General features: G+C 45.9%; 18 protein-coding genes. 9 read left to right on the top strand and 9 right to left on the bottom strand.

Annotated elements, in window-relative coordinates:
• Positions 1–106: 106 nt before the first annotated feature.
• The 4 genes from ppsA (at position 107) to CKQ84_RS21330 (ending at position 6776) form a co-directional block, all read left to right on the top strand.
• On the top strand, positions 107–2476 hold the full coding sequence (gene ppsA / locus CKQ84_RS21345) for a phosphoenolpyruvate synthase (protein ID WP_028759726.1): 2370 nt from the start codon (positions 107–109) through the stop codon (positions 2474–2476).
• Between the two features lie 98 nt (positions 2477–2574).
• Positions 2575–5616, top strand: a complete 3042-nt coding sequence (locus CKQ84_RS21340) for an FAD-binding and (Fe-S)-binding domain-containing protein (RefSeq protein WP_105252681.1) — start codon at positions 2575–2577, stop codon at positions 5614–5616.
• Between the two features lie 125 nt (positions 5617–5741).
• Positions 5742–6215: a DUF1285 domain-containing protein gene (locus tag CKQ84_RS21335; protein WP_105252680.1), complete on the top strand. Its 474-nt coding sequence runs from the start codon at positions 5742–5744 to the stop codon at positions 6213–6215.
• A gap of 144 nt (positions 6216–6359) precedes the next feature.
• A complete protein-coding gene (locus CKQ84_RS21330; protein ID WP_105252679.1) occupies positions 6360–6776 on the top strand; it encodes a MarR family winged helix-turn-helix transcriptional regulator in 417 nt (138 codons plus the stop codon).
• A gap of 137 nt (positions 6777–6913) precedes the next feature.
• Here CKQ84_RS21330 and CKQ84_RS21325 read toward each other — a convergent pair whose 3' ends face one another.
• Together CKQ84_RS21325 and CKQ84_RS21320 are read right to left on the bottom strand one after the other, a co-directional pair.
• On the bottom strand, positions 6914–7258 hold the full coding sequence (locus CKQ84_RS21325; RefSeq protein WP_011789104.1) for a hypothetical protein: 345 nt from the start codon (positions 7256–7258) through the stop codon (positions 6914–6916).
• A gap of 212 nt (positions 7259–7470) precedes the next feature.
• A complete protein-coding gene (locus CKQ84_RS21320; RefSeq protein WP_028759730.1) occupies positions 7471–8505 on the bottom strand; it encodes a Glu/Leu/Phe/Val dehydrogenase dimerization domain-containing protein in 1035 nt (344 codons plus the stop codon).
• Between the two features lie 280 nt (positions 8506–8785).
• Between CKQ84_RS21320 and CKQ84_RS21315 the strand changes: the two genes are divergently transcribed.
• Entirely contained in the window at positions 8786–9235 is a 450-nt protein-coding gene (locus CKQ84_RS21315) for a DUF4826 family protein (protein ID WP_105252678.1), read from the top strand.
• A 232-nt stretch (positions 9236–9467) separates the two neighbouring features.
• On the top strand, positions 9468–9905 hold the full coding sequence (tnpA, locus tag CKQ84_RS21310; RefSeq protein ID WP_105252677.1) for an IS200/IS605 family transposase: 438 nt from the start codon (positions 9468–9470) through the stop codon (positions 9903–9905).
• A gap of 119 nt (positions 9906–10024) precedes the next feature.
• On the opposite strand, the gene CKQ84_RS21305 is transcribed toward tnpA, so the two are convergent.
• The 6 genes from CKQ84_RS21305 to rluE form a co-directional block, all read right to left on the bottom strand.
• Positions 10025–11164 (bottom strand): cupin domain-containing protein, encoded by a 1140-nt coding sequence (locus CKQ84_RS21305; RefSeq protein ID WP_105253131.1) that lies wholly within the window; start codon positions 11162–11164, stop codon positions 10025–10027.
• Positions 11165–11316: 152 nt separating this feature from the next.
• Entirely contained in the window at positions 11317–12687 is a 1371-nt protein-coding gene (gene purB / locus CKQ84_RS21300) for an adenylosuccinate lyase (protein WP_105252676.1), read from the bottom strand.
• A gap of 29 nt (positions 12688–12716) precedes the next feature.
• The gene (gene hflD, locus CKQ84_RS21295; protein ID WP_028759733.1) at positions 12717–13334 is read right to left on the bottom strand and encodes a high frequency lysogenization protein HflD; all 618 of its coding nucleotides are present in this window, start codon (positions 13332–13334) and stop codon (positions 12717–12719) included.
• A 3-nt stretch (positions 13335–13337) separates the two neighbouring features.
• Positions 13338–14456: a tRNA 2-thiouridine(34) synthase MnmA gene (gene mnmA, locus CKQ84_RS21290; RefSeq protein WP_105252675.1), complete on the bottom strand. Its 1119-nt coding sequence runs from the start codon at positions 14454–14456 to the stop codon at positions 13338–13340.
• Between the two features lie 324 nt (positions 14457–14780).
• Positions 14781–15275 (bottom strand): NUDIX hydrolase, encoded by a 495-nt coding sequence (locus tag CKQ84_RS21285; RefSeq protein ID WP_105252674.1) that lies wholly within the window; start codon positions 15273–15275, stop codon positions 14781–14783.
• A gap of 45 nt (positions 15276–15320) precedes the next feature.
• Entirely contained in the window at positions 15321–16106 is a 786-nt protein-coding gene (rluE, locus tag CKQ84_RS23905; RefSeq protein ID WP_254053145.1) for a 23S rRNA pseudouridine(2457) synthase RluE, read from the bottom strand.
• A 343-nt stretch (positions 16107–16449) separates the two neighbouring features.
• Here rluE and CKQ84_RS21275 point away from each other — a divergent pair, with 343 nt between their 5' ends.
• Positions 16450–18675, top strand: a complete 2226-nt coding sequence (locus CKQ84_RS21275) for an NADP-dependent isocitrate dehydrogenase (protein ID WP_105252673.1) — start codon at positions 16450–16452, stop codon at positions 18673–18675.
• A 320-nt stretch (positions 18676–18995) separates the two neighbouring features.
• Here the strand turns inward: CKQ84_RS21275 and cspD are convergent, their stop codons facing one another.
• On the bottom strand, positions 18996–19202 hold the full coding sequence (gene cspD, locus CKQ84_RS21270; RefSeq protein WP_006081937.1) for a cold shock domain-containing protein CspD: 207 nt from the start codon (positions 19200–19202) through the stop codon (positions 18996–18998).
• A 194-nt stretch (positions 19203–19396) separates the two neighbouring features.
• Between cspD and clpS the strand changes: the two genes are divergently transcribed.
• Positions 19397–19705 (top strand): ATP-dependent Clp protease adapter ClpS, encoded by a 309-nt coding sequence (gene clpS, locus CKQ84_RS21265; RefSeq protein ID WP_105252672.1) that lies wholly within the window; start codon positions 19397–19399, stop codon positions 19703–19705.
• Between the two features lie 43 nt (positions 19706–19748).
• Positions 19749–22016, top strand: coding sequence for an ATP-dependent Clp protease ATP-binding subunit ClpA (gene clpA, locus CKQ84_RS21260; protein ID WP_105252671.1), 2268 nt, complete (start codon positions 19749–19751; stop codon positions 22014–22016).
• Positions 22017–22023: the final 7 nt, after the last annotated feature.

Genomic DNA, 22023 nt, shown 5'->3' with positions numbered 1-22023 from the left:
TAAAATTACAAATAAAATTATAGATTTACGCGTGTTCGACAGGAGTGTAAAATGCCGCTGCCCTCGTGTGAAGGGGCCACTGAAATAAACTTGCGGAGATAGAACTGTGCAGCAATACGTACTCTGGTATCAAGAATTAGGCATGGGTGACGTCAACTTGGTTGGCGGTAAAAATGCTTCTCTAGGCGAGATGATCAGCAATCTGGCCAATGCCGGTGTTCAAGTACCTGGCGGATTTGCGACAACTTCCCATGCGTTCAACGAGTTCCTTGAACAAAGCGGAGTTAACCAGAAGATTTATGACATTCTAGCCACACTGGATGTAGATGATGTCAATGCGCTGGCTAAAGTAGGTGCACAGATCAGACAGTGGGTTATCGACACTCCATTTCAACCAGCATTAGAGCAAGCGATTCGTGAAGCTTACGATAAACTTGCCGCTGAAACTAGCGAAGCGTCATTCGCGGTACGTTCTTCTGCAACAGCTGAAGATATGCCAGATGCCTCTTTTGCGGGTCAGCAAGAAACCTTCTTAAACGTGAAAGGATTTGAATCCGTACTGACAGCGATCAAGCATGTGTACGCTTCACTCTTTAACGATCGCGCTATTTCCTACCGTGTGCATCAAGGTTATGAGCACCACGGTGTTGCCTTGTCTGCTGGCGTACAACGCATGGTTCGTTCAGATAAAGCGGCTTCAGGTGTGATGTTCACTATGGACACTGAATCTGGCAATAACGATGTGGTGTTTATCACTTCATCTTTTGGTCTGGGTGAAATGGTTGTTCAAGGCGCGGTAAACCCAGATGAATTTTATGTTCATAAACCTATTTTAGCCTTAGGTCACAAGGCTGTTGTGCGCCGTAATATCGGTAGCAAGCTCATCCAAATGGTGTATTCAGATGATGCTGCTCACGGCAAACAAGTCAAAATTGAAGACGTGACTGCTGACAAACGTCGTCAATTCTCTATCAATGACGCTGAAGTCGAAGAATTAGCCAAACAAGCCATGGTGATCGAAAAACATTACGGTCGTCCAATGGACATCGAATGGGCAAAAGACGGCAACGATGGCAAATTGTATATCGTTCAAGCGCGTCCAGAAACGGTTCGTAGCCGTGAAGATGTGCAATTGATTGAACGTTATCACTTAAAGAGCCGTGGCGCTGTGATCTGTGAAGGTCGCGCTATTGGCCATAAAGTGGGTACTGGCGTAGCCAAAGTATTAACGTCAATCGCCGATATGGATCAAATCCAACCTGGTGATGTGTTAGTGACAGACATGACAGATCCTGATTGGGAACCTATCATGAAGCGCGCAAGTGCTATCGTCACAAACCGTGGCGGTCGTACCTGTCATGCGGCGATTATCGCCCGCGAATTAGGTGTGCCAGCGGTGGTGGGTTGTGGTGACGTGACTGACCGTATCAAGAATGGTCAAATCGTGACTGTTTCTTGCGCCGAAGGTGACACTGGCTTTATCTACGAAGGTAAACAAGAGTTTGAAGTGATTTCAAACCGTGTTGACTCTCTGCCTGCATTGCCAATGAAAATCATGATGAACGTGGGTAACCCTGATCGTGCATTTGATTTTGCCCGTTTGCCAAACGAAGGTGTGGGTCTAGCGCGTTTAGAATTCATCATCAACCGTATGATCGGCATCCATCCAAAGGCACTGCTCGAATTCAATCAACAGGATGCAGCGCTGCAAACTGAAATCAACGAAATGATTGCTGGTTACGAATCACCCGTTGAGTTCTACATTGCCCGTCTGGTTGAAGGTATTGCGACTATCGGTTCAGCTTTCTATCCGAAGAAAGTGATCGTACGTATGTCAGACTTTAAGTCTAACGAATACGCAAACTTGGTTGGTGGTGACCGATACGAGCCAGAAGAAGAGAACCCAATGCTGGGCTTCCGCGGTGCGAGCCGTTATATCTCTGAATCCTTCCGTGACTGTTTTGCCCTTGAGTGTGAAGCGATTAAACGCGTTCGTAATGACATGGGTCTGAAAAACGTTGAAGTCATGATCCCATTCGTTCGCACAGTGAAAGAAGCTGAGCAAGTGGTCGGCTTGCTCAAAGAGCAAGGTTTAGAGCGTGGTAAAGACGGTTTACGTGTCATCATGATGTGTGAAGTGCCTTCAAACGCCCTGTTAGCAGACCAATTCCTTGAGCATTTCGATGGCTTCTCTATCGGCTCAAACGATTTAACTCAGCTGACACTTGGGCTTGACCGTGACTCAGGTATCATTAGCCATTTATTCGATGAGCGTGATGAAGCCGTTAAAATGCTACTTTCATTAGCCATTAAAGCGGCTAAAGCGAAGGGCGCTTACATAGGTATTTGTGGTCAAGGTCCTTCAGATCACGCTGATTTTGCAGCTTGGTTGGTAGAACAAGGCATAGATACAGTGTCATTAAACCCTGATACTGTGATTGATACTTGGTTGTATTTAGCCGAAGCGCACGGTTGATCTAGATAGTAATTTTATAAACTTGTTAAAAAAGCCGCTTTTTAGCGGCTTTTTTTTGTTTATAATGGCGCCATAACGATAATTGACAGAAGCCATCTATGCTACCCCTGCTATCACATCAACAAACATTAGAGCCAGTGTATTTGGCATACCTTGATGCACTGGAGCAAAGTGAGTATTCCGGTGATATAGACAAACGTTACAGCGCCCGTTTAGTGCAAGCAACGGACAACTCTGTATATCAATTTTTGCCTCAAGCTGTGTTATATCCTAAAAATCAGCAGGATATCCAAATTGTATTGACGCTGGCTGCCACGGACGCATTTCGCAGCGTGACCTTCAGTGCGCGGGGCGGTGGTACGGGCACCAACGGACAATCACTGACCCATGGTTTGATTTTGGATGTGTCGCGTTACATGAACCGTGTGCTCGAAGTGAATGCTGAGCAAGGTTGGGTTCGAGTCGAAGCTGGCGTGATTAAAGATGCGCTTAACGATGCATTGCGTCCCCATGGATTCTTTTTTAGTCCCGATTTATCCACTTCAAACCGCGCCACGATTGGCGGCATGATCAATACCGATGCCTCGGGTGCGGGCTCACTGGTCTATGGTAAGACGTCAGATCACGTGCTGGCGCTGCGCAGTGTGCTGATCGATGGCAGTGTGCTGGATACGCATCCCCTAGATGCGGGACTACTGTGTAACCCCGATAATGTCAGTGATAATCCGCTGGGGCAGAAATTGATTTCTGCTGTGGCGGCGGTCTGCCGTGAAAAGCGTACTCAGATTGAAAACCAATTTCCTAAGCTCAATCGTTTCCTCACTGGCTATGACTTAAAACACGTGTGGAACGACAACCTGACGCAATTCGATTTATCACGAATTCTGACGGGCTCAGAGGGCACGCTTGCGGTGATAACCGAAGCCAAACTTAATCTCACCCCGCTGCCGACTGAGCGCGCTATGGTAAACATTAAGTACGATTCGTTCCAATCGGCATTGCGTCATGCGCCATCCTTAGTTGCCGCGCGGGCGACTGTGGTCGAAACCGTCGATTCAAAAGTGCTTAACTTAGCCCGTGAAGATATTGTCTGGCATTCGGTGGCTGATCTTATCCAAGAAGTGCCAGGTAAAATTATTGATGGCCTCAATATGGTCGAATTTGCAGGTGACACGGTCGAAGTTGAGCAAAAGCTCGCGAGTCTGGAAGCTGTGTTAACTGAGCAGATCAGCAAAGGCGAGTGCGGTGTATTGGGTTACCAAGTGACGCAAGATAAGCCGAGTATCGAAAAAATTTACGGCATGCGTAAAAAAGCCGTTGGCTTACTCGGCGCCACTAAAGGTCGCCGCAAACCCATCGCCTTTGCAGAAGATACCGCGGTACCGCCCGAAAAACTCGCCGATTACATTATGGAGTTTCGCGCCTTACTCGACGGGCATAATCTGCAATACGGTATGTTCGGCCATGTGGATGCGGGCGTGTTGCATGTTCGTCCAGCGCTCGATATGTGCGATGTTGAAGATGAAAAATTACTACGAGTCATTTCTGATCAAGTCGCGGCACTGACGCTTAAATACGGCGGCCTAATGTGGGGCGAGCACGGTAAAGGCGTGCGCGGTGAATACGGTCCAGCTGTCTTTGGTGATGAACTTTTCGGTGTATTGCAAGATATCAAAGGTTTGTTCGACCCTGATAACCGACTAAACCCCGGCAAGCTGGTGGCGCCTAAAGATACAGGTGCCCTCTATTACGATGTTGACAGTGCTAAGCGCGGTAAGTTTGATCGACAAATCCCCGTTGATGTGCGTGATGAGTTCCCCGATGTGATGAATTGTAACGGTAATGGCCTGTGTTTTAATTACAGTAGCTATTCGCCCATGTGCCCATCGTTTAAGGTGACGGGTGACAGAGTGCAGTCGCCTAAGGGGCGTGCAGGGCTCATGAGAGAGTGGCTAAGGCTGCTTGAGGCTGAAGGGGTTGATGTTAATGCCCTCGCAAAAGCGAAACCTTTTGGTATATTGCAGCGCATACAAAATACCATCAATGCCAAACGTGATTATGATTACTCCCACGAGGTGATGGAATCGCTCAAGGGCTGTTTGGCCTGTAAAGCCTGCTCTGGACAATGTCCGGTAAAAGTGGATGTGCCTAAGTTTAGGGCGCAGTTCTTCAATATATACTATCAACGCTATTTAAGACCCGCGAAAGACTATCTCGTTGCAGGGATTGAAGATAGCTTGCCATTGATGGCCGCGGCACCGCGTCTCACTAACTTTGTCGCACAAAATCCATTGAGCCAATGGGTGATTAAACAGGCGATTGGTTATGTGGATGCGCCTGCGTTATCTGTGCCGACTTTGAAGCAAAGACTCGATGGTCATGCAAGCCGCGGTTACGACTTAGCTGCGTTGCAAGCGATTCCAGAAGAGAAGCGCTCGCAGTTTGTGTTGGTGGTACAAGATCCCTTTAACAGTTTCTATGACTCAGGTCTTGTGTTGCGCTTTATCCAATTAATTGAAAAACTCGGCTTAAAGCCGGTGTTATTGCCCTATAAACCCAATGGTAAGCCAACACATATCAAGGGATTTTTAGATAAGTTTGCTAAAACGGCGCAGTCGAGTGCGGACTTTCTGAACCAAGTCCATAAACTGGGCATGCCCATGGTCGGTATCGATCCTGCCTTAGTCTTGTGTTATCGCGATGAATACCGTGAAGTCTTAGGGGCTAATCGCGGTAATTTTGAGGTCAAGTTAGCCAACGAATGGCTACTGAATGTCATCAAAGATTTACCTGCAAAAGCTGCGCAAGATAAGCAATATACTTGGTTTAGTCATTGTACCGAATCGACTGCCAAGCCAAATACCGCCAATGAGTGGACTAAAATCTTTGCCCATTTTGGCGCTAAGTTAACCGCAGTCAATTTAGGTTGTTGTGGTATGGCGGGAACTTATGGTCATGAGGCGGAAAACCTCGAGAGATCTAAGGCCTTGTTCGACATGTCTTGGCAGCAAACGTTAGCAAAAATTGAGCAGCCGCAAGTGTTAGTGTCTGGCTATTCGTGCCGTAGCCAGGTAAAACGTTTTGCTGGTTACAAGCCAAAGCATCCACTTGAGGCCTTACTCGAGTTAGCAAATATCTAGTGGTGTTTATATCGTTTTGATTGCGTTAGTCAGATCGTAATTATCCTCACTGGTATATCCAAGTGTTGAATGTCACACTAAAGCCAGCCGCAAGGCTGGTTTTTTTATGGATGATGGAGGCCTAGATGGAAAAGATGACTGACAGTATTCAGCACACACTCAAACAATTCGCCGCCGATAGTAAGCTAACCTCGGTTGCGCCATTGTGCAGTGAAGCCCCATTGTTTGACATTAACGCCTTGGGTGATTGGACCTATCTAGGCACATCGCTGCCAGCAAAGTTTGCTAAGTTGTTCGCCAGTATTTTACATTGCATTGATGATGAGTATTTCTTAATTACCCCAGTGGAGAAGGTGCGAGTGCGGGTTGAAGATGCTCCCTTACTGATTGTCGATTTCGAGCGAGCGCAACCCCATTCGCTGCTCAATGTAAGAACCAGTATTGAAACACAGCACCATAAAGTCGATATAAAACAGATGAAGCTCACCGATGACAGTGTTTATTTGCCGCTTGAGCGCGGTTTATGGGGCAAATTAGGTCGGGCCTGTTACTATAATTTTGTGAATGAATTCAATTTATCTGATCTAGATGAGGAATGAGCTCGTAGGTTAATCACATAATTTGCTGTGGTCTAAGCTAGTTTATTATGGGTTAAGTGGTAGTATTAAAACTAACTCTGGGTTCCTATGATGGCGTGCAGAGTAAGTGAAAACGCGTTAAACCTTTGCTGTAGGAGGTGCTGTTTGAATCGTTATGAAAGCTTAGGCTATCTTGTATCCCACTTAAATATCGAGCTGCAAAATGAGCTTGATCTGCATCTTAAGCGATATCAACTCGATATAAAACTGTGGCCTGTGCTGTTTGCTTTGTGGCAAGAAGAGGGCATAAGCCAAACTGAATTGTCTAAGCGTTGCGATGTGGCAAATTACACTATGACGCGCTTACTCGATCAGTTGCAGGTGCAAGGTCTTATTACTCGCCATCAAGAAGTCGATAATCGGCGTGCCTTCCAAATCTTTTTGACCGATGAAGCCAAAGCATTAGAGCAAGATCTTATTTGCGAAGCTGAGCGGGTCAATGAAAAATTCCTGTCAAATCTAAGTGAAGATGAACAACAGACATTCATTTTACTATTAAATAAAATCAACCGTTTGGCTTGAAATTTTGAATCTAATGGGTATGGCGGAAAACTGTGGTTTAGCCGTTTTTACTTCTATCTGTATGTGGTTATCTCAATTCATTTTCCCAGTTTAATCCCACCCACTATGCCTCACTTTGCGGGATTAAACTGGTTTGATTAATTCAAGTAAAGTGCAAAGACGCAAAGCAGACTTACGGCTATCACTGAGTGCTGTAAATAACGCCGGCTAGCTAATAAATTTTCTTTACCTTGTTTTAGGCTAGCGACGAGTCTATGTTGCTTATAAATTCGGCACATGAGCTCATCGGTTTGGGGATCGATAAGTAGTTCAAACTTGCAAGGCGCGCCGTCTTTAAGCTGAATGGTATGTTCGCTTTGAGGCTTAAAGTTAAGCTTGTGCGACACCATCTGGCCATTCACGAAGACCCGCTCTAAACCACTCCAATTGCTGGCTTGCAGTTCTACCACATCTTGGTTGAGATCATATTTGAAACGGATCATAGCGCTATCCTGTGCTGGGACCTGATGGACTAATTCAAGCAGACAAATATGACGTTTTCCAGCGTGATTAAATGAATATTCTGTGTCGAAATTAAAAGCGCGGTTAAACCATGAGCTTAGTGATAGATTAAATTTTAGATAACAAAAAAGCGACCAGAGGTCGCTTTTTTCAATATTTGACGGGCATAAAAAATAATAAACGCGTAGAAAAATTACTGCTTAGCGGCTTCGATAATGGCTTTCGCCATTTCATCAGCCACGGCGCCGGTTGTACGGTTCTGCGCATCGGCTTGGCTGAATATTTTCAGCAGCGTGTTGTAAATTTCTTCTACTTTAGCCGTCGATTTTGCTGCGTCGTAATCTTTTTCGAACGACACGTTGATAATGCCGCCTGCGTTAATCACATAGTCTGGCGCGTACAGTATGCCCATTTCTTTCAGTTGTTCACCGTGGCGTACTTCGGCTAATTGGTTGTTGGCACAGCCAGCAACAATTTTGGCTTTCAGTTGCGGTAAGGTTGCATCGTTTAAGGTTGCGCCAAGGGCACAAGGGGCATACACATCCACATCTTGCGCGTAGATTTCTTGAGGCGCGACAACAATGGCACCAAAGTCGGTAGCGACTTTGTCTAATGAGGCTTGATGAATGTCAGTAACAATCAGTTCTGCGCCTTCGTTATGCAAGTGTTTGCACAGGTAATAGCCAACGTGACCGACGCCTTGAACGGCGATTTTAAGGCCTTTAAGGCTGTCTAAACCAAGTCTATGTTTAACCGCAGCTTTGATGCCTAAATAAGTGCCAAGGGCTGTGAACGGTGATGGATCGCCACTTTTACCTTCAAGACCCGCCATATAAGGGGTTTCTTCATGGGCGATCATAATATCAGCCGTAGTAGTGCCAACATCTTCCGCTGAATAGTATCGGCCACCTAGGCTGTTAATCAAACGGCCAAAGGCGCGGAATAGGGCTTCGCGATCTTGTCTTTTCGGATCGGCAATGATCACGGATTTACCACCGCCCATGGTTAAACCTGCTAGGGCATTTTTATAAGTCATGCCACGAGAAAGGCGTAATACGTCAGTCAGGGCTTCATCATCCGATTGGTAGTTCCACATCCTACATCCACCCACGGCAGGACCAAGGTTAGTGTTATGGATGGCGACAATGGCCTTTAAGCCACTTTCTTTATCATGACAGAATACAACCTGTTCATGTTCGTCAAAGGATACATGATTAAATACAGCCACGTGAATTTCTCCGCTATACACAATGAAAAAGCCGACGAGGTGAGCCTCTATCGACTGCTTGTTATATTTATTGCAGAACCATAGCATTTAGCGATACTCTCAACCATGCATAATGACCGAATAAATACATTATTTGTGGCAATTTAGCTTTCCACTTTACGTAAACGTAAGCTTTGCGATTAAGAATGGATTGTACTGAATTTAACGTAACGAATAGAATGAATCGCGCACTGATCCCAAGAATTAGGCTCGCGTTATAACAATAAGATAGGACGGAAGTATGACTGAACAAGCTGTCGACCAAACTCAACAAAATTTATCAGCTGAAGAAATAGACAAGCTGCGTCAAGAGTGGGTCAGAACTCAATTTCAAAAAGCCAATCGTTTTCTCGCTGAAAAAGGCGTGATCCCAAGCAAAGTCCTAGCCGATGAAAGCCGTTATCTTGCGCCTTATATGGCGATTTGGAAGATGGAATCAAAGCGTCCAAGCAACAAAACCTATTGGGTGATGTCAGGTGATTTACCGTCGGATTTTGTCGATGTGAAAGTGGCGGCTACGGCCCGTGATGCCGTGCGTCATTTCTCTATGATGTGGCAAATGCAGGCGGAAAACTTAGTGCGTTCGGGTGCAACCCGTGATGCCACTCAGGCTAAATTTGCTCAACTATTAGTATCGCGTGCCGAGAGTTTATATCGTATGCACAACGACGATAAACTGTGGAATGCTTAAACTCAAATGAGTTGAGGATTGTATTTAGATAGTATTGAGTTAATACAGTCACTTGTGTTGATTGATACTGATAATTGAAATAACAATAAGGCACTCAGTTGAGTGCCTTTTTTATTGTCATCCCAAAACCACCGCCTCTGGCGGTGGTGATTGTTCCTTGAGGCTATAGCCTGAATTACGCCCATGCTAAAAGAGACTTCTTATTCACCACAAGTAAGAGGAAACGAAAAGCATGGGCGATTATAGAAGTTCATCACATGTTTATTGGCGTTGCAAATATCATATTGTTTGGACTCCGAAGTACCGTTTTAAAATATTAAAAGGAAACCTTGGTAAGGAGTTATACAGGTCAATTTATATCCTTTGCAATATGAAGGGTTGTGAGGTTTTAGAATTAAACGTTCAGATAGACCACGTTCACTTGGTAGTCATAATCCCGCCGAAGCTGTCAGTATCAACGCTGATGGGAGTATTGAAAGGAAGAAGTGCGATAAGGCTATTCAATAAATTCCCTCATGTACGTAAAAAGCTATGGGGCAATAGCTTTTGGGCCAGAGGTTATTTTGTAGATACAGTAGGTGTTAATGAAGAAATCATTAGACGATATGTGCGCCATCAAGATAAACAAGATCAGGAACATGAGGCTCAATTGTCGTTGCATATGATGTAGGTTCTTGGAATAGCCCCTTCCAGGGGCAAGTCAAAGCCGCCTTCTAAGAAGGCGGATTCTTTACTTTTATGTTGATTTCCTATGTTAAGAACAAGGTCATCGAACAAAGTCGATAGGGCTTATTCTTCGCTGTCGCTCAAGTAGTAGAAACCTTGATTGATGAGTTTCAACAGTAAGGCTTGGACTTCTTCATGCTGACATATTTCAGTCGCTTCATCGGCGCTTAAGCTCACGTTATCGCTCAACTGTGCGATAACGTCTGCGGGTGTTTGGGGTAGTTCGTGCACATCACCATTGATGAATAATCGCGGCGTGGTGTCATTTTCAAGGCGCAATACTTTCAAACCGCCGATACGGCTGACGCCAGCACCTTGGGCGAAGGCATCTTGCAAATCTTCAATGCTGTAAGCTTCTTCGCCTTCACACAAATCAAGTTCGAAACGGTTTTGACTGAGCAGTTTACCTAACACGATTTGGTAGCTATTAGGATCTTGGCTCAGCTGGCTCAAGAGTGACATGATGCCCACTTGATGGTCTTGGCTGACGATACCGGCTGAACTCGGCTCAGTTTGCGACGTGAAACGCTGCTGACCTAAGTTATTGTCGAGCAAATAATCGGCGACTTCACTGACCAATTCTTGCTGGCTAGGAGCGCGGAAACCAATCGAGTAACTCATTGCCACAGTTAGGGTTTCGCCGCAATGCGGGTAACCAGGTGGAATATAAAGCATGTCGCCTTTTTCTAACACTACATCGATAATGGGCGTAAAGTCTTCAACCAGCGGCGAGTTGGGATTGCCACCACGGCGTTGTTGCGGGGTATTGTCACCCACAGTCCAGCGACGCTCACCTTCGCCTTGAATGATAAACACATCGTAGTTATCGACGTGCGGGCCGACACCGCCACTTGGGGTTGCAAATGAGGCCATCAAGTCATCGAAGCGCCAGTCAGGTAAAAAGCGCAGCGCTTCAACTAACGGCTGTGAATCGGGATACCAGTGGTTGACTGCTTGCACTAATAGCTGCCAATGGGTTTCGCCATAGCTGTCGTAATCTTCAAACGGACCTTGCACTACTTCCCAATCATTGTCTTTGGTGACGACGATGCGTGAAGAGATTTCTTCTTCACAGGCAAGGCCTGCTAATTCATCGGCGCTGATAGGATCTTCAAATTGCGGAAATGCTTTTTTGATCAATAGGGGTTTCTTTTGCCAGTATTCACTAAGAAACTGGGCGATATCGAGATTGAGTGTATACATAGTGTTAAAAAAGGCGACCACATCACGGTGATGTGGGTCGCCTTAATCCTTATTTCTGTTTAAGAAAGAGTATTGTCCGTCGCCAACTTCAGTTAATAACTAATTTCAGTCAATAGCTTAATATTAGTTAATCGCCAATTTTAATTAATAACTTACTTCAGTTCGTCGACAAACGTTTCGGCACGACCAATGTAGTTGGCTGGCGTCATTTTCTTCAGTTCAGCTTTCACTGAGTCTGGTAATTCAAGTCCGTCAATAAACACTGACAGTTGCTGCGCGTCGATACGTTTACCGCGCGTCAGTTCTTTTAATTTTTCGTATGGCTTTTCAATACCATAACGACGCATTACCGTTTGTACGGGTTCTGCTAACACTTCCCAGTTGTGATCTAACTCATCACGCAGATGCGCTTCGTTAACTTCTAACTTGCTGATGCCTTTTAAGGTCGCTTGATACGCGATCAACGCATGGGCAATACCCACACCTAAGTTACGCAGTACAGTCGAGTCAGTTAAGTCACGTTGCCATCTTGATAACGGTAGTTTAGACGCTAAATGTTGCATCAGTGCGTTAGCGATACCTAAGTTACCTTCAGAGTTTTCAAAATCGATGGGGTTAACTTTGTGCGGCATAGTCGATGAACCGATTTCACCGGCGATAGTGCGTTGTTTGAAGTGACCTAGGGCGATGTAACCCCAAATATCACGGTCAAAGTCAATCAGCACAGTGTTGAAACGGGCAACCGCATCAAACAATTCGGCAATGTAATCGTGTGGCTCGATTTGCGTCGTGTAGGCATTCCAGTGCAAGCCAAGGCTAGTCACAAAACGCTCAGACAGCTCATGCCAATTAACTTCAGGATAGGCTGACAAGTGAGCATTGTAGTTACCAACGGCACCATTCAGTTTACCCATGATTTCAACATTGGCGATTTGTTTGATTTGACGTTCAAGGCGCACTGCGACGTTCGCCATTTCTTTACCGAGCGTCGAAGGTGACGCGGGTTGGCCATGGGTACGTGACATTAATGGCACAGAGCGATATTCAATCGCCAGCTTTTTAATTGCCGTCAGCAACTCATTGCAGTAGGGCAGTAAAACATGCTCACGGGCTTCAGTCAGCATTAAACCGTGGCTTAAGTTGTTGATATCTTCAGAAGTACAAGCAAAGTGAACAAACTCACCCACAGCGGCTAATTCGCTATTGCCTGCGATTTTTTCTTTAATGAAGTATTCAACCGCTTTTACATCGTGGTTAGTGGTGCTTTCGATAGCCTTAACACGCAGCGCATCTTGTTCGTTGAAATTGTCTTTAATGCCATCGAGTACGGCGATAGCTGACGCGCTCAATGTTGGCACTTCGCTAATGTCTAGACAGTCGGCTAACAGTTTTAGCCAATTGATTTCAACCTGAACACGGTACTTGGTAAGACCGAACTCGCTGAAAATCCCTCTCAATGACGCGGTTTTACTACCATAACGACCGTCTACCGGAGAGATAGCAGTTAGTGCGGAAAGATCCATGTGTAGCTCCTTGATGAACGCTAATTTTATTATAGGGTAAGACTTTTCTTGGCTGTATCGACGATGGCTTTGCGGGCGAAGACTAAGTGTCGACGTTTACCGCCCAACTGACGCCACAGTACTGCGCTGCGTATAGCGGCAAGCAGCAGAGCACGAATTTTATGTTGTACAATAGGGCGCTGCAAACACACAGGATTACCCGATATTTGGATTTTTGGCCCTAAATTACTGATGATGTCACTGTAAATGCTGGCAAGATTGGCAACAACTTGCTCATCTGTGATGGCAAAATGATGTAGCTGGCGATTCACTTGATTAATACGTTCAGCCAACATGCCTAAGCCACTGTTAGAGCGCACGAGTTTACGCTCTAGGGCAAGCACGCCCACTAAATAGCGGGTGATTTCAACATCTTTTTGGCTGCTGTCACCGAGCTGGTTCAGGATCAGCTTATAGCCTTTTTGCAATACGATTTTATCTTGGTAGACATCGGGCGTATTGTCAGGATTGGTGACGAGAATGGTGTTTAAGCTCGCTGCGAGCTCGGCATTATCCAATTCGCCATGGCGCGCTAAATGTTGAACTTGGGCAATGGCTTGCAGTATGCCTGCAAACGCCATCGTCCGATTAATGAGTTGCTCGTTCACGCTTTACCCTCGGATTAATTGATCTATGATGCCGCCACCTAGGCAGACCTCACCATCATAAAATACCGCAGACTGTCCAGGCGTCACCGCCGCAACAGGTTCATCGAAGACCACGCGCAAGGTGTGTTCATCTGTGTAGGTTAATGTACAAGGCACATCTTGTTGGCGATAACGGGTTTTCACTGCGATATGACAACCATCGACAGGCCCAGTTCTATCTATCCAATGCAGTTGGTTAACTGTCATGCCGGTCGACATCAAACGGGGATGGTGTCCGCCTTGACCCACGATCAATACGTTACGCTCAAGATCTTTATCGACCACATACCAAGGATCGTCATTGCTGTTTTTCATGCCGCCAATGCCTAAGCCTTTACGTTGGCCTAAGGTGTGGTACATGAGTCCTTGGTGCGTGCCTATGACTTCACCTTCTGGGGTTTCAATATTGCCAGGCTGCGCCGGTAAATAAGTCCCTAGAAATTCAGTGAACTTGCGCTCACCGATAAAGCAGATGCCAGTACTGTCTTTTTTGTCATGAGTGATTAAGCCCATTTCTTTCGCAATTTCACGAACTTGATGTTTTTCGAGCTCACCGACAGGGAACAGGCTTCGGGCTACTTGCTCATGGCTAAGGGTGTAGAGGAAATAACTTTGATCTTTATTGCCATCAACGCCACGGAGCATTTGCGTACTGCCGTCGCTGTTATCGCGACGGCGAACATAGTGGCCCATTGCGATGTAATCGGCGTCGAGGATTTCGTCGGCAAATTCTAAAAATGCCTTAAATTTGATTTCTTTGTTGCACATGATATCGGGATTTGGCGTGCGGCCCGCTTTGTATTCGGCGAGGAAATACTCAAATACATTGTCCCAATATTCGGCAGCAAAGTTGACTGTATGTAGCTTGATCCCAAGCTTGTCGCACACGGCTTGGGCATCTTTTAAATCTTCTGCGGCCGCGCAGTACTCGTTGTTGTCATCTTCTTCCCAGTTCTTCATGAAAAGGCCTTCAACCTGATAGCCTTGCTGCATAAGCAAATAGGCTGAAACAGATGAATCTACACCGCCGGACATGCCGACAATGACTTTTTTTCCTGTATGAGTGGGTTCGATTGATGTCATAAATCCTAAAAACCATTGAGTATGTGTGTTGGCTAGGTGGATGAATTTAAGCCGCGACATTGAGCGCGTAACAAAAATACCTAACCTAACTAAAAATATGGGCTAACTAAAAATCCAAGCTAACTTTAAATTCAAGCTAACTTTACATCTAGGTGCTGTGCTGCTGATTGCTAAATCAAACTTTGCCAGCGCTATCAAATAAAATGAGTCCGCAAACTGTCTGTAAACCTCGCATTTACGGCCAACTATTTATTTGCTGTACAAGGCCTCTGCAGTAGCACACGCATTAAGCTTAGCCAGCCGTTTATGCGGGGCGGTATTCTATCACGCCTTGCTCGCTTGGGCTATCGTGAGGCGGTCACTATTGAGTAGGCTAAGGGGATAAGTTTGGCCATTTTGTGCCTGATTGAGATAGTCTTTTAAGCAATCGAGTACTAAGGGACTGCGCAGTAAAGAGGACTTGGCTTCTATCTGCGCAAGACTTAACCAATGCGCACTATGGATCGCTTTGTCCTGCGGCGCAGGTGAGGGCATATCATCTAACTGCACGAAAAAAGTAAAGCGCACAAAGGCTAAGTCTTCACTGGCGCTGAGTTGATAAATACCGACGAGTCCTTGGGCTTTGAGTGATAACCCCGTTTCTTCAAACACTTCGCGCTCACAGGCTTGGATCAAGCTTTCATTCGCTTCTAAGTGACCCGCGGGTTGATTAAAGCGTTGCTCGCCTTCAATCCACTCTTCTACCATCAGATATTTGTCCTGTGAAGTTGCATGAACAATACAAGCGACGGTCACATGGGGTTTATATCTTTGACTCATTGAGCCTCCTTTGAGTGGATTGGAACGCAAAAATTAGGCTGAAATTTAGACTTCATCACCGAGACGGATGCATTTGTGCTCACCCGATGGCAAATTATCTAGACTCCATTGGCCTATTTTATAACGGATTAATCTTAAGGTCGGAAAACCGATATGCGCTGTCATGCGTCTGACTTGGCGGTTGCGGCCTTCATGAATTTGGATTTCTAGCCAAGTTGTTGGGATATTTTTGCGCTCTCTCACCGGTGGATTACGTGGCCAAATGTCGGGTGAATCCATGATTTTGACTTTAGCAGGCAGCGTTATACCATCATTTAATTCAACACCTTGGCGCAGTTTTGTCAGTACATCTTCCGTCGGAACGCCTTCTACTTGCACCCAATAGGTTTTAAAGGTTTTCTTTTTTGGCTCTGTCAGCCTTGCCTGTAATTGACCGTCATTAGTCAGCAACAACAAGCCCTCACTGTCTCTGTCTAAGCGGCCTGCGGCATACACGTCAGCAATGGGAATGTAGTCTTTTAGGGTTTTACGACCTTGTTCATCGGTAAACTGGCAAAGTACATCAAAAGGCTTATTAAACAGCACGATAATTGGTGCGAGCGTTTGACTCTGCACCGGTTTTGCCGCCGCAATTGCGCGTCGATTAGGATTTTTAAAGGGTTCTTTCTTTAAACTGCCATTGGCATTTCGTGCTGGCGCCACTTTGCTATCTACGGCGGTAGCGCGGTTGGCAGGGCCTCTGCTGGCGGGCTTAGCGGGTTTAATCGGGCTCTTGGCTGGGGAACTTGCGCTGGCATTGGCACCTTTAGGTTGAAACTTGTTTTTGTTCATACTTTTGCTAACAGGAGGTTGAGACACGCTTACCTGACTTGATTGAGTCGTTAATGTGGTCATAGTGTACTTGGCATTCGCCGTTAGTGGAATTTGAATATTATTGCGAATGCTCTATGATGTCGGCCAGAAAATGTGATCTGTGCCTAAATGTTTATTAGGTTTTAATGAGTCGTTGTAACAAATTTTAGCTTGCGCGCAAAGACAGAAGGGCATTGAGAATTTGAAAGATGAGGGCGTGGTCGATTGCCTTGATTGATATTTTCCCTGTGCTCAGATTTGTTCGCCATGCTATAAAATTATTATAAAAAATATTAAATTTTACAATAATGTAGGATGTAACATGAAAGATAACTCATCAACAATTATTTACACTGAAACAGACGAAGCGCCAGCACTGGCCACCCTCTCACTCTTACCTATTATCAGAACGTTTACCGACGCCGCGGGCGTTGCGGTTGAAACCCGTGATATCTCGTTATCGGGCCGTATTATTGCCAGTTTCCCTGAGCAACTGACCGAAGCACAAAAGATTGGCGACCATCTGACAGAGCTTGGCGAGTTAGCGAATCAGCCAGAAGCGAACATCATCAAGTTACCGAATATCAGTGCTTCGATCCCACAATTAAAAGCCTGTATCCTTGAACTGCAGCAAAAAGGTTACGACATCCCTAATTATCCGGATGAGCCAAAAACCGACGCTGAAAAGTCAATTAAAACCCGTTACGACAAGATCAAAGGTAGTGCGGTAAACCCAGTACTGCGTGAAGGTAACTCAGATCGCCGTGCCCCATTATCGGTGAAAAACTTCGCCAAGAAAAACCCGCATTCCATGGGGAAATGGGCCAAAGATTCCAAGTCACACGTTGCTCACATGACTGACGGCGATTTCTACGGCAGCGAGCAGTCTGTCACTTTATCTGATGCGGGCAGCGTGAATATCGTGCTGACCCAAAAAGATGGTCAAGAAGTGGTGCTCAAATCGGGTCTTAAGCTGCTGGCTGGCGAAATCATCGATGCTGCGGTGTTGAGTAAAAAAGCCTTAGTGAGCTTCTATGAGCGTGAAATCGAAAACGCCAAAGCAGAAGATGTGCTGTTATCGCTGCATCTGAAAGCCACTATGATGAAAGTGTCTGATCCTATTATGTTTGGTCACGCTGTGAAGGTATTCTTCAAGCCAGTATTTGACAAACATGCGGCGCTTTTCGCTGAATTAGGCGTAGATGTTAACAACGGTTTTGGTGATGTTTATGCCAAAATAGCGACATTACCTGCTGATAGCCGCGCCGAAGTCGAAGCCGATATCGCCGCCGTTTACGCTGCGCGTCCCGCATTGGCTATGGTTGATTCTGACAAAGGTATCACCAACTTACACGTGCCAAGCGACATCATTATCGATGCGTCTATGCCTGCTGCGATTCGTTCATCTGGCCAAATGTGGGGACCAGACGGTCAACTGCATGACACTAAAGCCATGATCCCAGATCGTTGTTATGCCGGTATCTACCAAGAAACGATTGCTTTCTGTAAAGAGCACGGCGCTTTTGATCCTAAAACCATGGGCAGCGTGCCAAACGTGGGCTTGATGGCGCAAAAAGCCGAAGAGTACGGCAGCCACGATAAGACCTTTGAAATTCCTGCTGACGGTGTGGTCAACGTTGTTGATGCCAGCGGTAAGGTATTGATGAGCCATAACGTCGAAGCGGGCGATATCTGGAGAATGTGTCAAGTTAAAGACGCACCTATCCGTGATTGGGTCAAACTGGCCGTGCGCCGTGCCCGTTTAAGCAATACTCCAGCGGTATTCTGGTTAGATAGCAAACGTGCCCACGATGCGCAAATCATTGCAAAAGTGCAGCAGTATCTGCCAGAGCATGATACTGATGGCTTAGACATCAGCATTATGTCTCCAGAAGATGCTACGCGTTTGTCTTTGGCTCGCATCAAAGAAGGCAAAGATACCATTTCAGTTACGGGTAACGTTCTACGTGACTACCTGACTGACTTGTTCCCCATCCTCGAGCTAGGCACCAGTGCCAAAATGCTGTCAATCGTTCCATTAATGAACGGCGGCGGTCTATTTGAAACAGGTGCTGGCGGTAGTGCACCTAAACACGTGCAACAGCTTGAGAAAGAAGGTCACTTACGTTGGGATTCGCTCGGTGAATTCTTGGCTCTGGCAGCGTCTCTTGAGCATTTAAGCCAAACCGTGGGCAATCCAAAAGCCCAAGTGTTAGCCGATACGTTAGATCAAGCCATTGGCCAATTCTTAGATAGCAATAAATCGCCATCAAGAAGAGTCGGTGAGCTGGATAACCGTGGCAGTCATTTCTACTTAGCCATGTACTGGGCACAAGCCTTAGCAGCGCAAACGGGCGATGAGCAGTTACAAGCTCACTTCATTCCGTTAGCGCATGCGCTAGCGGCGAATGAGCAAGTGATTGTGGCTGAATTAGCGACGGCACAAGGTGCACCAGTCGATTTAGGCGGTTACTACCGTTTAGATGCGGCTAAGGCTGAAAAAGCCATGCGCCCAAGCGAGACGTTGAACAAGCTGTTGATTGCTTAATCCCGCTCGTTATCACTTTTAGATGGCGTGCGCGTCAGTGTGGCCATCTAAGTTGATGTAAAGTTGTAAGTCATTAGACTGATTTTAAAAAAGGGTCTGCATTGCAGATCCTTTTTTATACCCTAAATTTGCTGTCGAGACCGATGATAAAATCTTTTTGCTGGGATGCAATGGGTGATGTGCGGCGATTGAACTTGAATTAAATTCATGCGAAATGATGATGAGCGATGCAGTATTAAGTGGTGAGAATTGATGAAACACGCAGCAATAAAAAGGCAGGGACAAGTCCCTGCCTTTTTGATCATTGGCCTCACCAAACGTTATTTTGTTGGTGAAATGGCTGAAGCGTGCATCCCTTTTGGACCGGCTTCTACTTCAAATTGAACGGGTTGGCCTGCTTTTAGAGTTCGATAGCCTTCCATTTCAATGGTAGAATAGTGTGCAAAAACGTCCTCACCACCTTGATCAGGGCAAATAAACCCGAATCCTTTGGCGTTGTTGAACCATTTAACAGTTCCGCTTGCCATACTTCCACTTCCTTCTGTTGTCTACTTACCAGTAAGATAGTAAAACCTGTATAGACGGGTATTCGTTCACCGTCTGCACAACAGAATGTAAGGAGTAAATGCGGAAGTCAAGCTAAAATTAACAAAGGGGTAACAACTGATTAATTTGAACGGATCAATTGGAAGAGGCCAACACGAGAGGCTAGTATTAAAAAATGGCAAAGATAGGAAATATTGAACACGTTGAAGAACGGATTGAATCAGAGTTAATGCCGCCTTCGATGTATAAGGTGGTACTCAATAATGATGATTACACCCCAATGGATTTTGTGATTGAAGTTTTGCAGGTTTTCTTTCGCAAGAACGAGCAGGAAGCGACCGATATCATGTTGACGATCCATCACCAAGGAAAAGGGATTTGCGGTATTTTCCCGTTTGGGATTGCAGAAACTAAGGTGATACAAGTAAATCAATTTGCAAGACAAAACCAACATCCGTTACTGTGTTCGTTAGAGAAAGCATAAAACCGCTTTACTCTGTAGTCTGTTGTTAATTTTGGGGGTGCTTATGCTGAACAAAGATCTGGAAGTCACCTTAAATCTGGCGTTTCAGCAAGCCAGAGACGCGCGTCACGAGTATATGACAGTGGAACATCTGTTATTAGCTCTGATCGACAATCCTGCGGCTCAAGAAGCGTTAATCGCCTGTGGAGCGAATCTAGATAAACTCAGAGATGAAGTGGCAAGCTTTATCCAACAAACAACCCCAATCATTGCCGATATTGATGATGACAAAGAAACTCAGCCGACGCTTGGGTTCCAGCGAGTGCTGCAACGGGCAGTATTCCATGTGCAGTCATCGGGTCGCAATGAAGTGAACGGCGCTAACGTGTTAGTCGCCATTTTCAGTGAGCAAGAATCCCAAGCTGTGTATTTACTGCGCCGCTGCGACATTAGTCGCCTAGACGTAGTGAATTTTATTTCCCATGGTTTCGCCAAAAATGATGATGCTGAGTCACATCAAGATCAAGAACGTGTTGAAGATCAGGGCGAAGGCAGCGAAGAGCGCAGTATGTTGTCGCAATTTGCGTCCAACTTAAATCAACTTGCAAAGCAAGGGATCATCGACCCACTGATTGGTCGCGACCAAGAAATTGAGCGCGCGATTCAAACCCTGTGCCGTCGCCGTAAAAATAATCCACTGTTAGTGGGTGAGGCGGGTGTAGGTAAAACGGCGATTGCCGAAGGGTTGGCGTATCGCATTGTCAATAAACAAGTACCCGATGTAATGCTTGAAGCGACAGTGTATTCCTTAGATTTAGGTTCACTGCTGGCGGGAACTAAGTATCGCGGTGACTTTGAAAAACGCTTTAAGAACCTGTTAAAAGAACTGGCGGCGGATAAGCATGCCATCCTATTCATCGATGAGATCCACACCATTATCGGTGCGGGCGCGGCCTCTGGCGGCGTAATGGATGCCTCTAATCTACTGAAACCTTTGCTATCTAGCGGTAACTTGCGCTGCATGGGCTCGACAACTTTCCAAGAATATCAAAGTATTTTTGAGAAAGACCGCGCACTTGCACGTCGTTTCCAAAAGGTGGATATTAATGAGCCTTCAGTGGAAGAAACCACTAAGATTTTGATGGGGCTTAAGTCTAAATACGAAGAATATCATGGGGTTCGTTATACTCAGGCCGCGATCAGCTGCGCTGCAGTATTGTCGGCCAAGCACATCAACGACAGGCATTTACCCGATAAAGCCATCGATGTGATTGATGAAGCGGGTGCGCGTATGGTGATGCTGCCTATGAGTAAACGTAAAAAGACCATAGGCCAAGCCGAGATTGAGTCGATTGTGGCGAAAATGGCACGTATCCCTGAGAAGTCGGTATCCGCTACTGATAAGGACTTACTGCGTAACCTTGAGCGTAACCTTAAGATGGTGGTCTTTGGCCAAGATAAGGCCATTGAGAGTCTGAGTTCGGCCATTCGCTTATCGCGCAGTGGCTTAGGTGCTGACCGAAAACCTGTGGGGAGCTTCTTATTCGCGGGTCCCACCGGTGTGGGTAAAACCGAAGTCACTAACCAACTGGCTAACTGCTTGGGGATGAAACTGGTGCGCTTTGACATGTCTGAGTACATGGAAAGCCATACAGTGTCACGCCTGATTGGTGCGCCTCCTGGTTATGTGGGTTATGACCAAGGTGGCTTGCTCACCGATGCTGTGATTAAAAATCCGCACTGTGTCGTGCTATTGGATGAAATTGAGAAGGCCCACCGTGATGTCTATAACCTGCTGTTGCAGGTGATGGATCACGGTACTTTGACCGATAACAATGGTCGTAAGGCTGACTTCAGACATGTGACTTTGGTGATGACCACTAACGCGGGTGTACAGGAGACTATTCGTAAGTCTATTGGCTTTACCCAGCAAGATCACACCCAAGATGCATTATCTGAAATTAATCGAGTATTTTCGCCAGAATTTCGAAATCGTCTCGATTCCATCATTTGGTTCAATCATTTGGATATGACGATTATCGCCAAAGTGGTCGATAAATTCTTGGTGGAATTGCAGGCTCAATTGGATGCAAAACACGTGACTTTGGAAGTCAGCGACGAAGCCAGAACCTTGTTGGCAGAGAAAGGCTACGACAAGAACATGGGCGCACGTCCAATGGCTCGGGTCGTGACCGAATTGATCAAACGTCCATTGGCAGACGAGATCTTATTTGGTGTCTTAGAGTCCGGCGGTGTTGCGTATGTGGATGTGAAGGAGGGCGAGATTGTCATTCGTACCGAACGTCACGAAAAAGCGACAACAAAAGCTTAACGCTTGA

This window comes from Shewanella sp. WE21, assembly GCF_002966515.1.
Lineage (GTDB): Bacteria > Pseudomonadota > Gammaproteobacteria > Enterobacterales > Shewanellaceae > Shewanella > Shewanella oncorhynchi.
This window is presented reverse-complemented; position numbering and strand designations above follow the sequence as displayed.

Excerpts from the sequence above, each read along its gene's own strand:
- CKQ84_RS21340 (WP_105252681.1), top strand. The coding sequence starts at position 2,575 with ATGCTACCCCTGCTATCACATCAACAAACATTAGAGCCAGTGTATTTG.
- CKQ84_RS21335 (WP_105252680.1), top strand. The coding sequence starts at position 5,742 with ATGGAAAAGATGACTGACAGTATTCAGCACACACTCAAACAATTCGCC.
- CKQ84_RS21325 (WP_011789104.1), bottom strand. The coding sequence starts at position 7,258 with ATGATCCGTTTCAAATATGATCTCAACCAAGATGTGGTAGAACTGCAA.
- CKQ84_RS21315 (WP_105252678.1), top strand. The coding sequence starts at position 8,786 with ATGACTGAACAAGCTGTCGACCAAACTCAACAAAATTTATCAGCTGAA.
- tnpA (WP_105252677.1), top strand. The coding sequence starts at position 9,468 with ATGGGCGATTATAGAAGTTCATCACATGTTTATTGGCGTTGCAAATAT.
- CKQ84_RS21305 (WP_105253131.1), bottom strand. The coding sequence starts at position 11,164 with ATGTATACACTCAATCTCGATATCGCCCAGTTTCTTAGTGAATACTGG.
- purB (WP_105252676.1), bottom strand. The coding sequence starts at position 12,687 with ATGGATCTTTCCGCACTAACTGCTATCTCTCCGGTAGACGGTCGTTAT.
- mnmA (WP_105252675.1), bottom strand. The coding sequence starts at position 14,456 with ATGACATCAATCGAACCCACTCATACAGGAAAAAAAGTCATTGTCGGC.
- CKQ84_RS21285 (WP_105252674.1), bottom strand. The coding sequence starts at position 15,275 with ATGAGTCAAAGATATAAACCCCATGTGACCGTCGCTTGTATTGTTCAT.
- rluE (WP_254053145.1), bottom strand. The coding sequence starts at position 16,106 with ATGAACAAAAACAAGTTTCAACCTAAAGGTGCCAATGCCAGCGCAAGT.
- CKQ84_RS21275 (WP_105252673.1), top strand. The coding sequence starts at position 16,450 with ATGAAAGATAACTCATCAACAATTATTTACACTGAAACAGACGAAGCG.
- cspD (WP_006081937.1), bottom strand. The coding sequence starts at position 19,202 with ATGGCAAGCGGAACTGTTAAATGGTTCAACAACGCCAAAGGATTCGGG.
- clpS (WP_105252672.1), top strand. The coding sequence starts at position 19,397 with ATGGCAAAGATAGGAAATATTGAACACGTTGAAGAACGGATTGAATCA.
- clpA (WP_105252671.1), top strand. The coding sequence starts at position 19,749 with ATGCTGAACAAAGATCTGGAAGTCACCTTAAATCTGGCGTTTCAGCAA.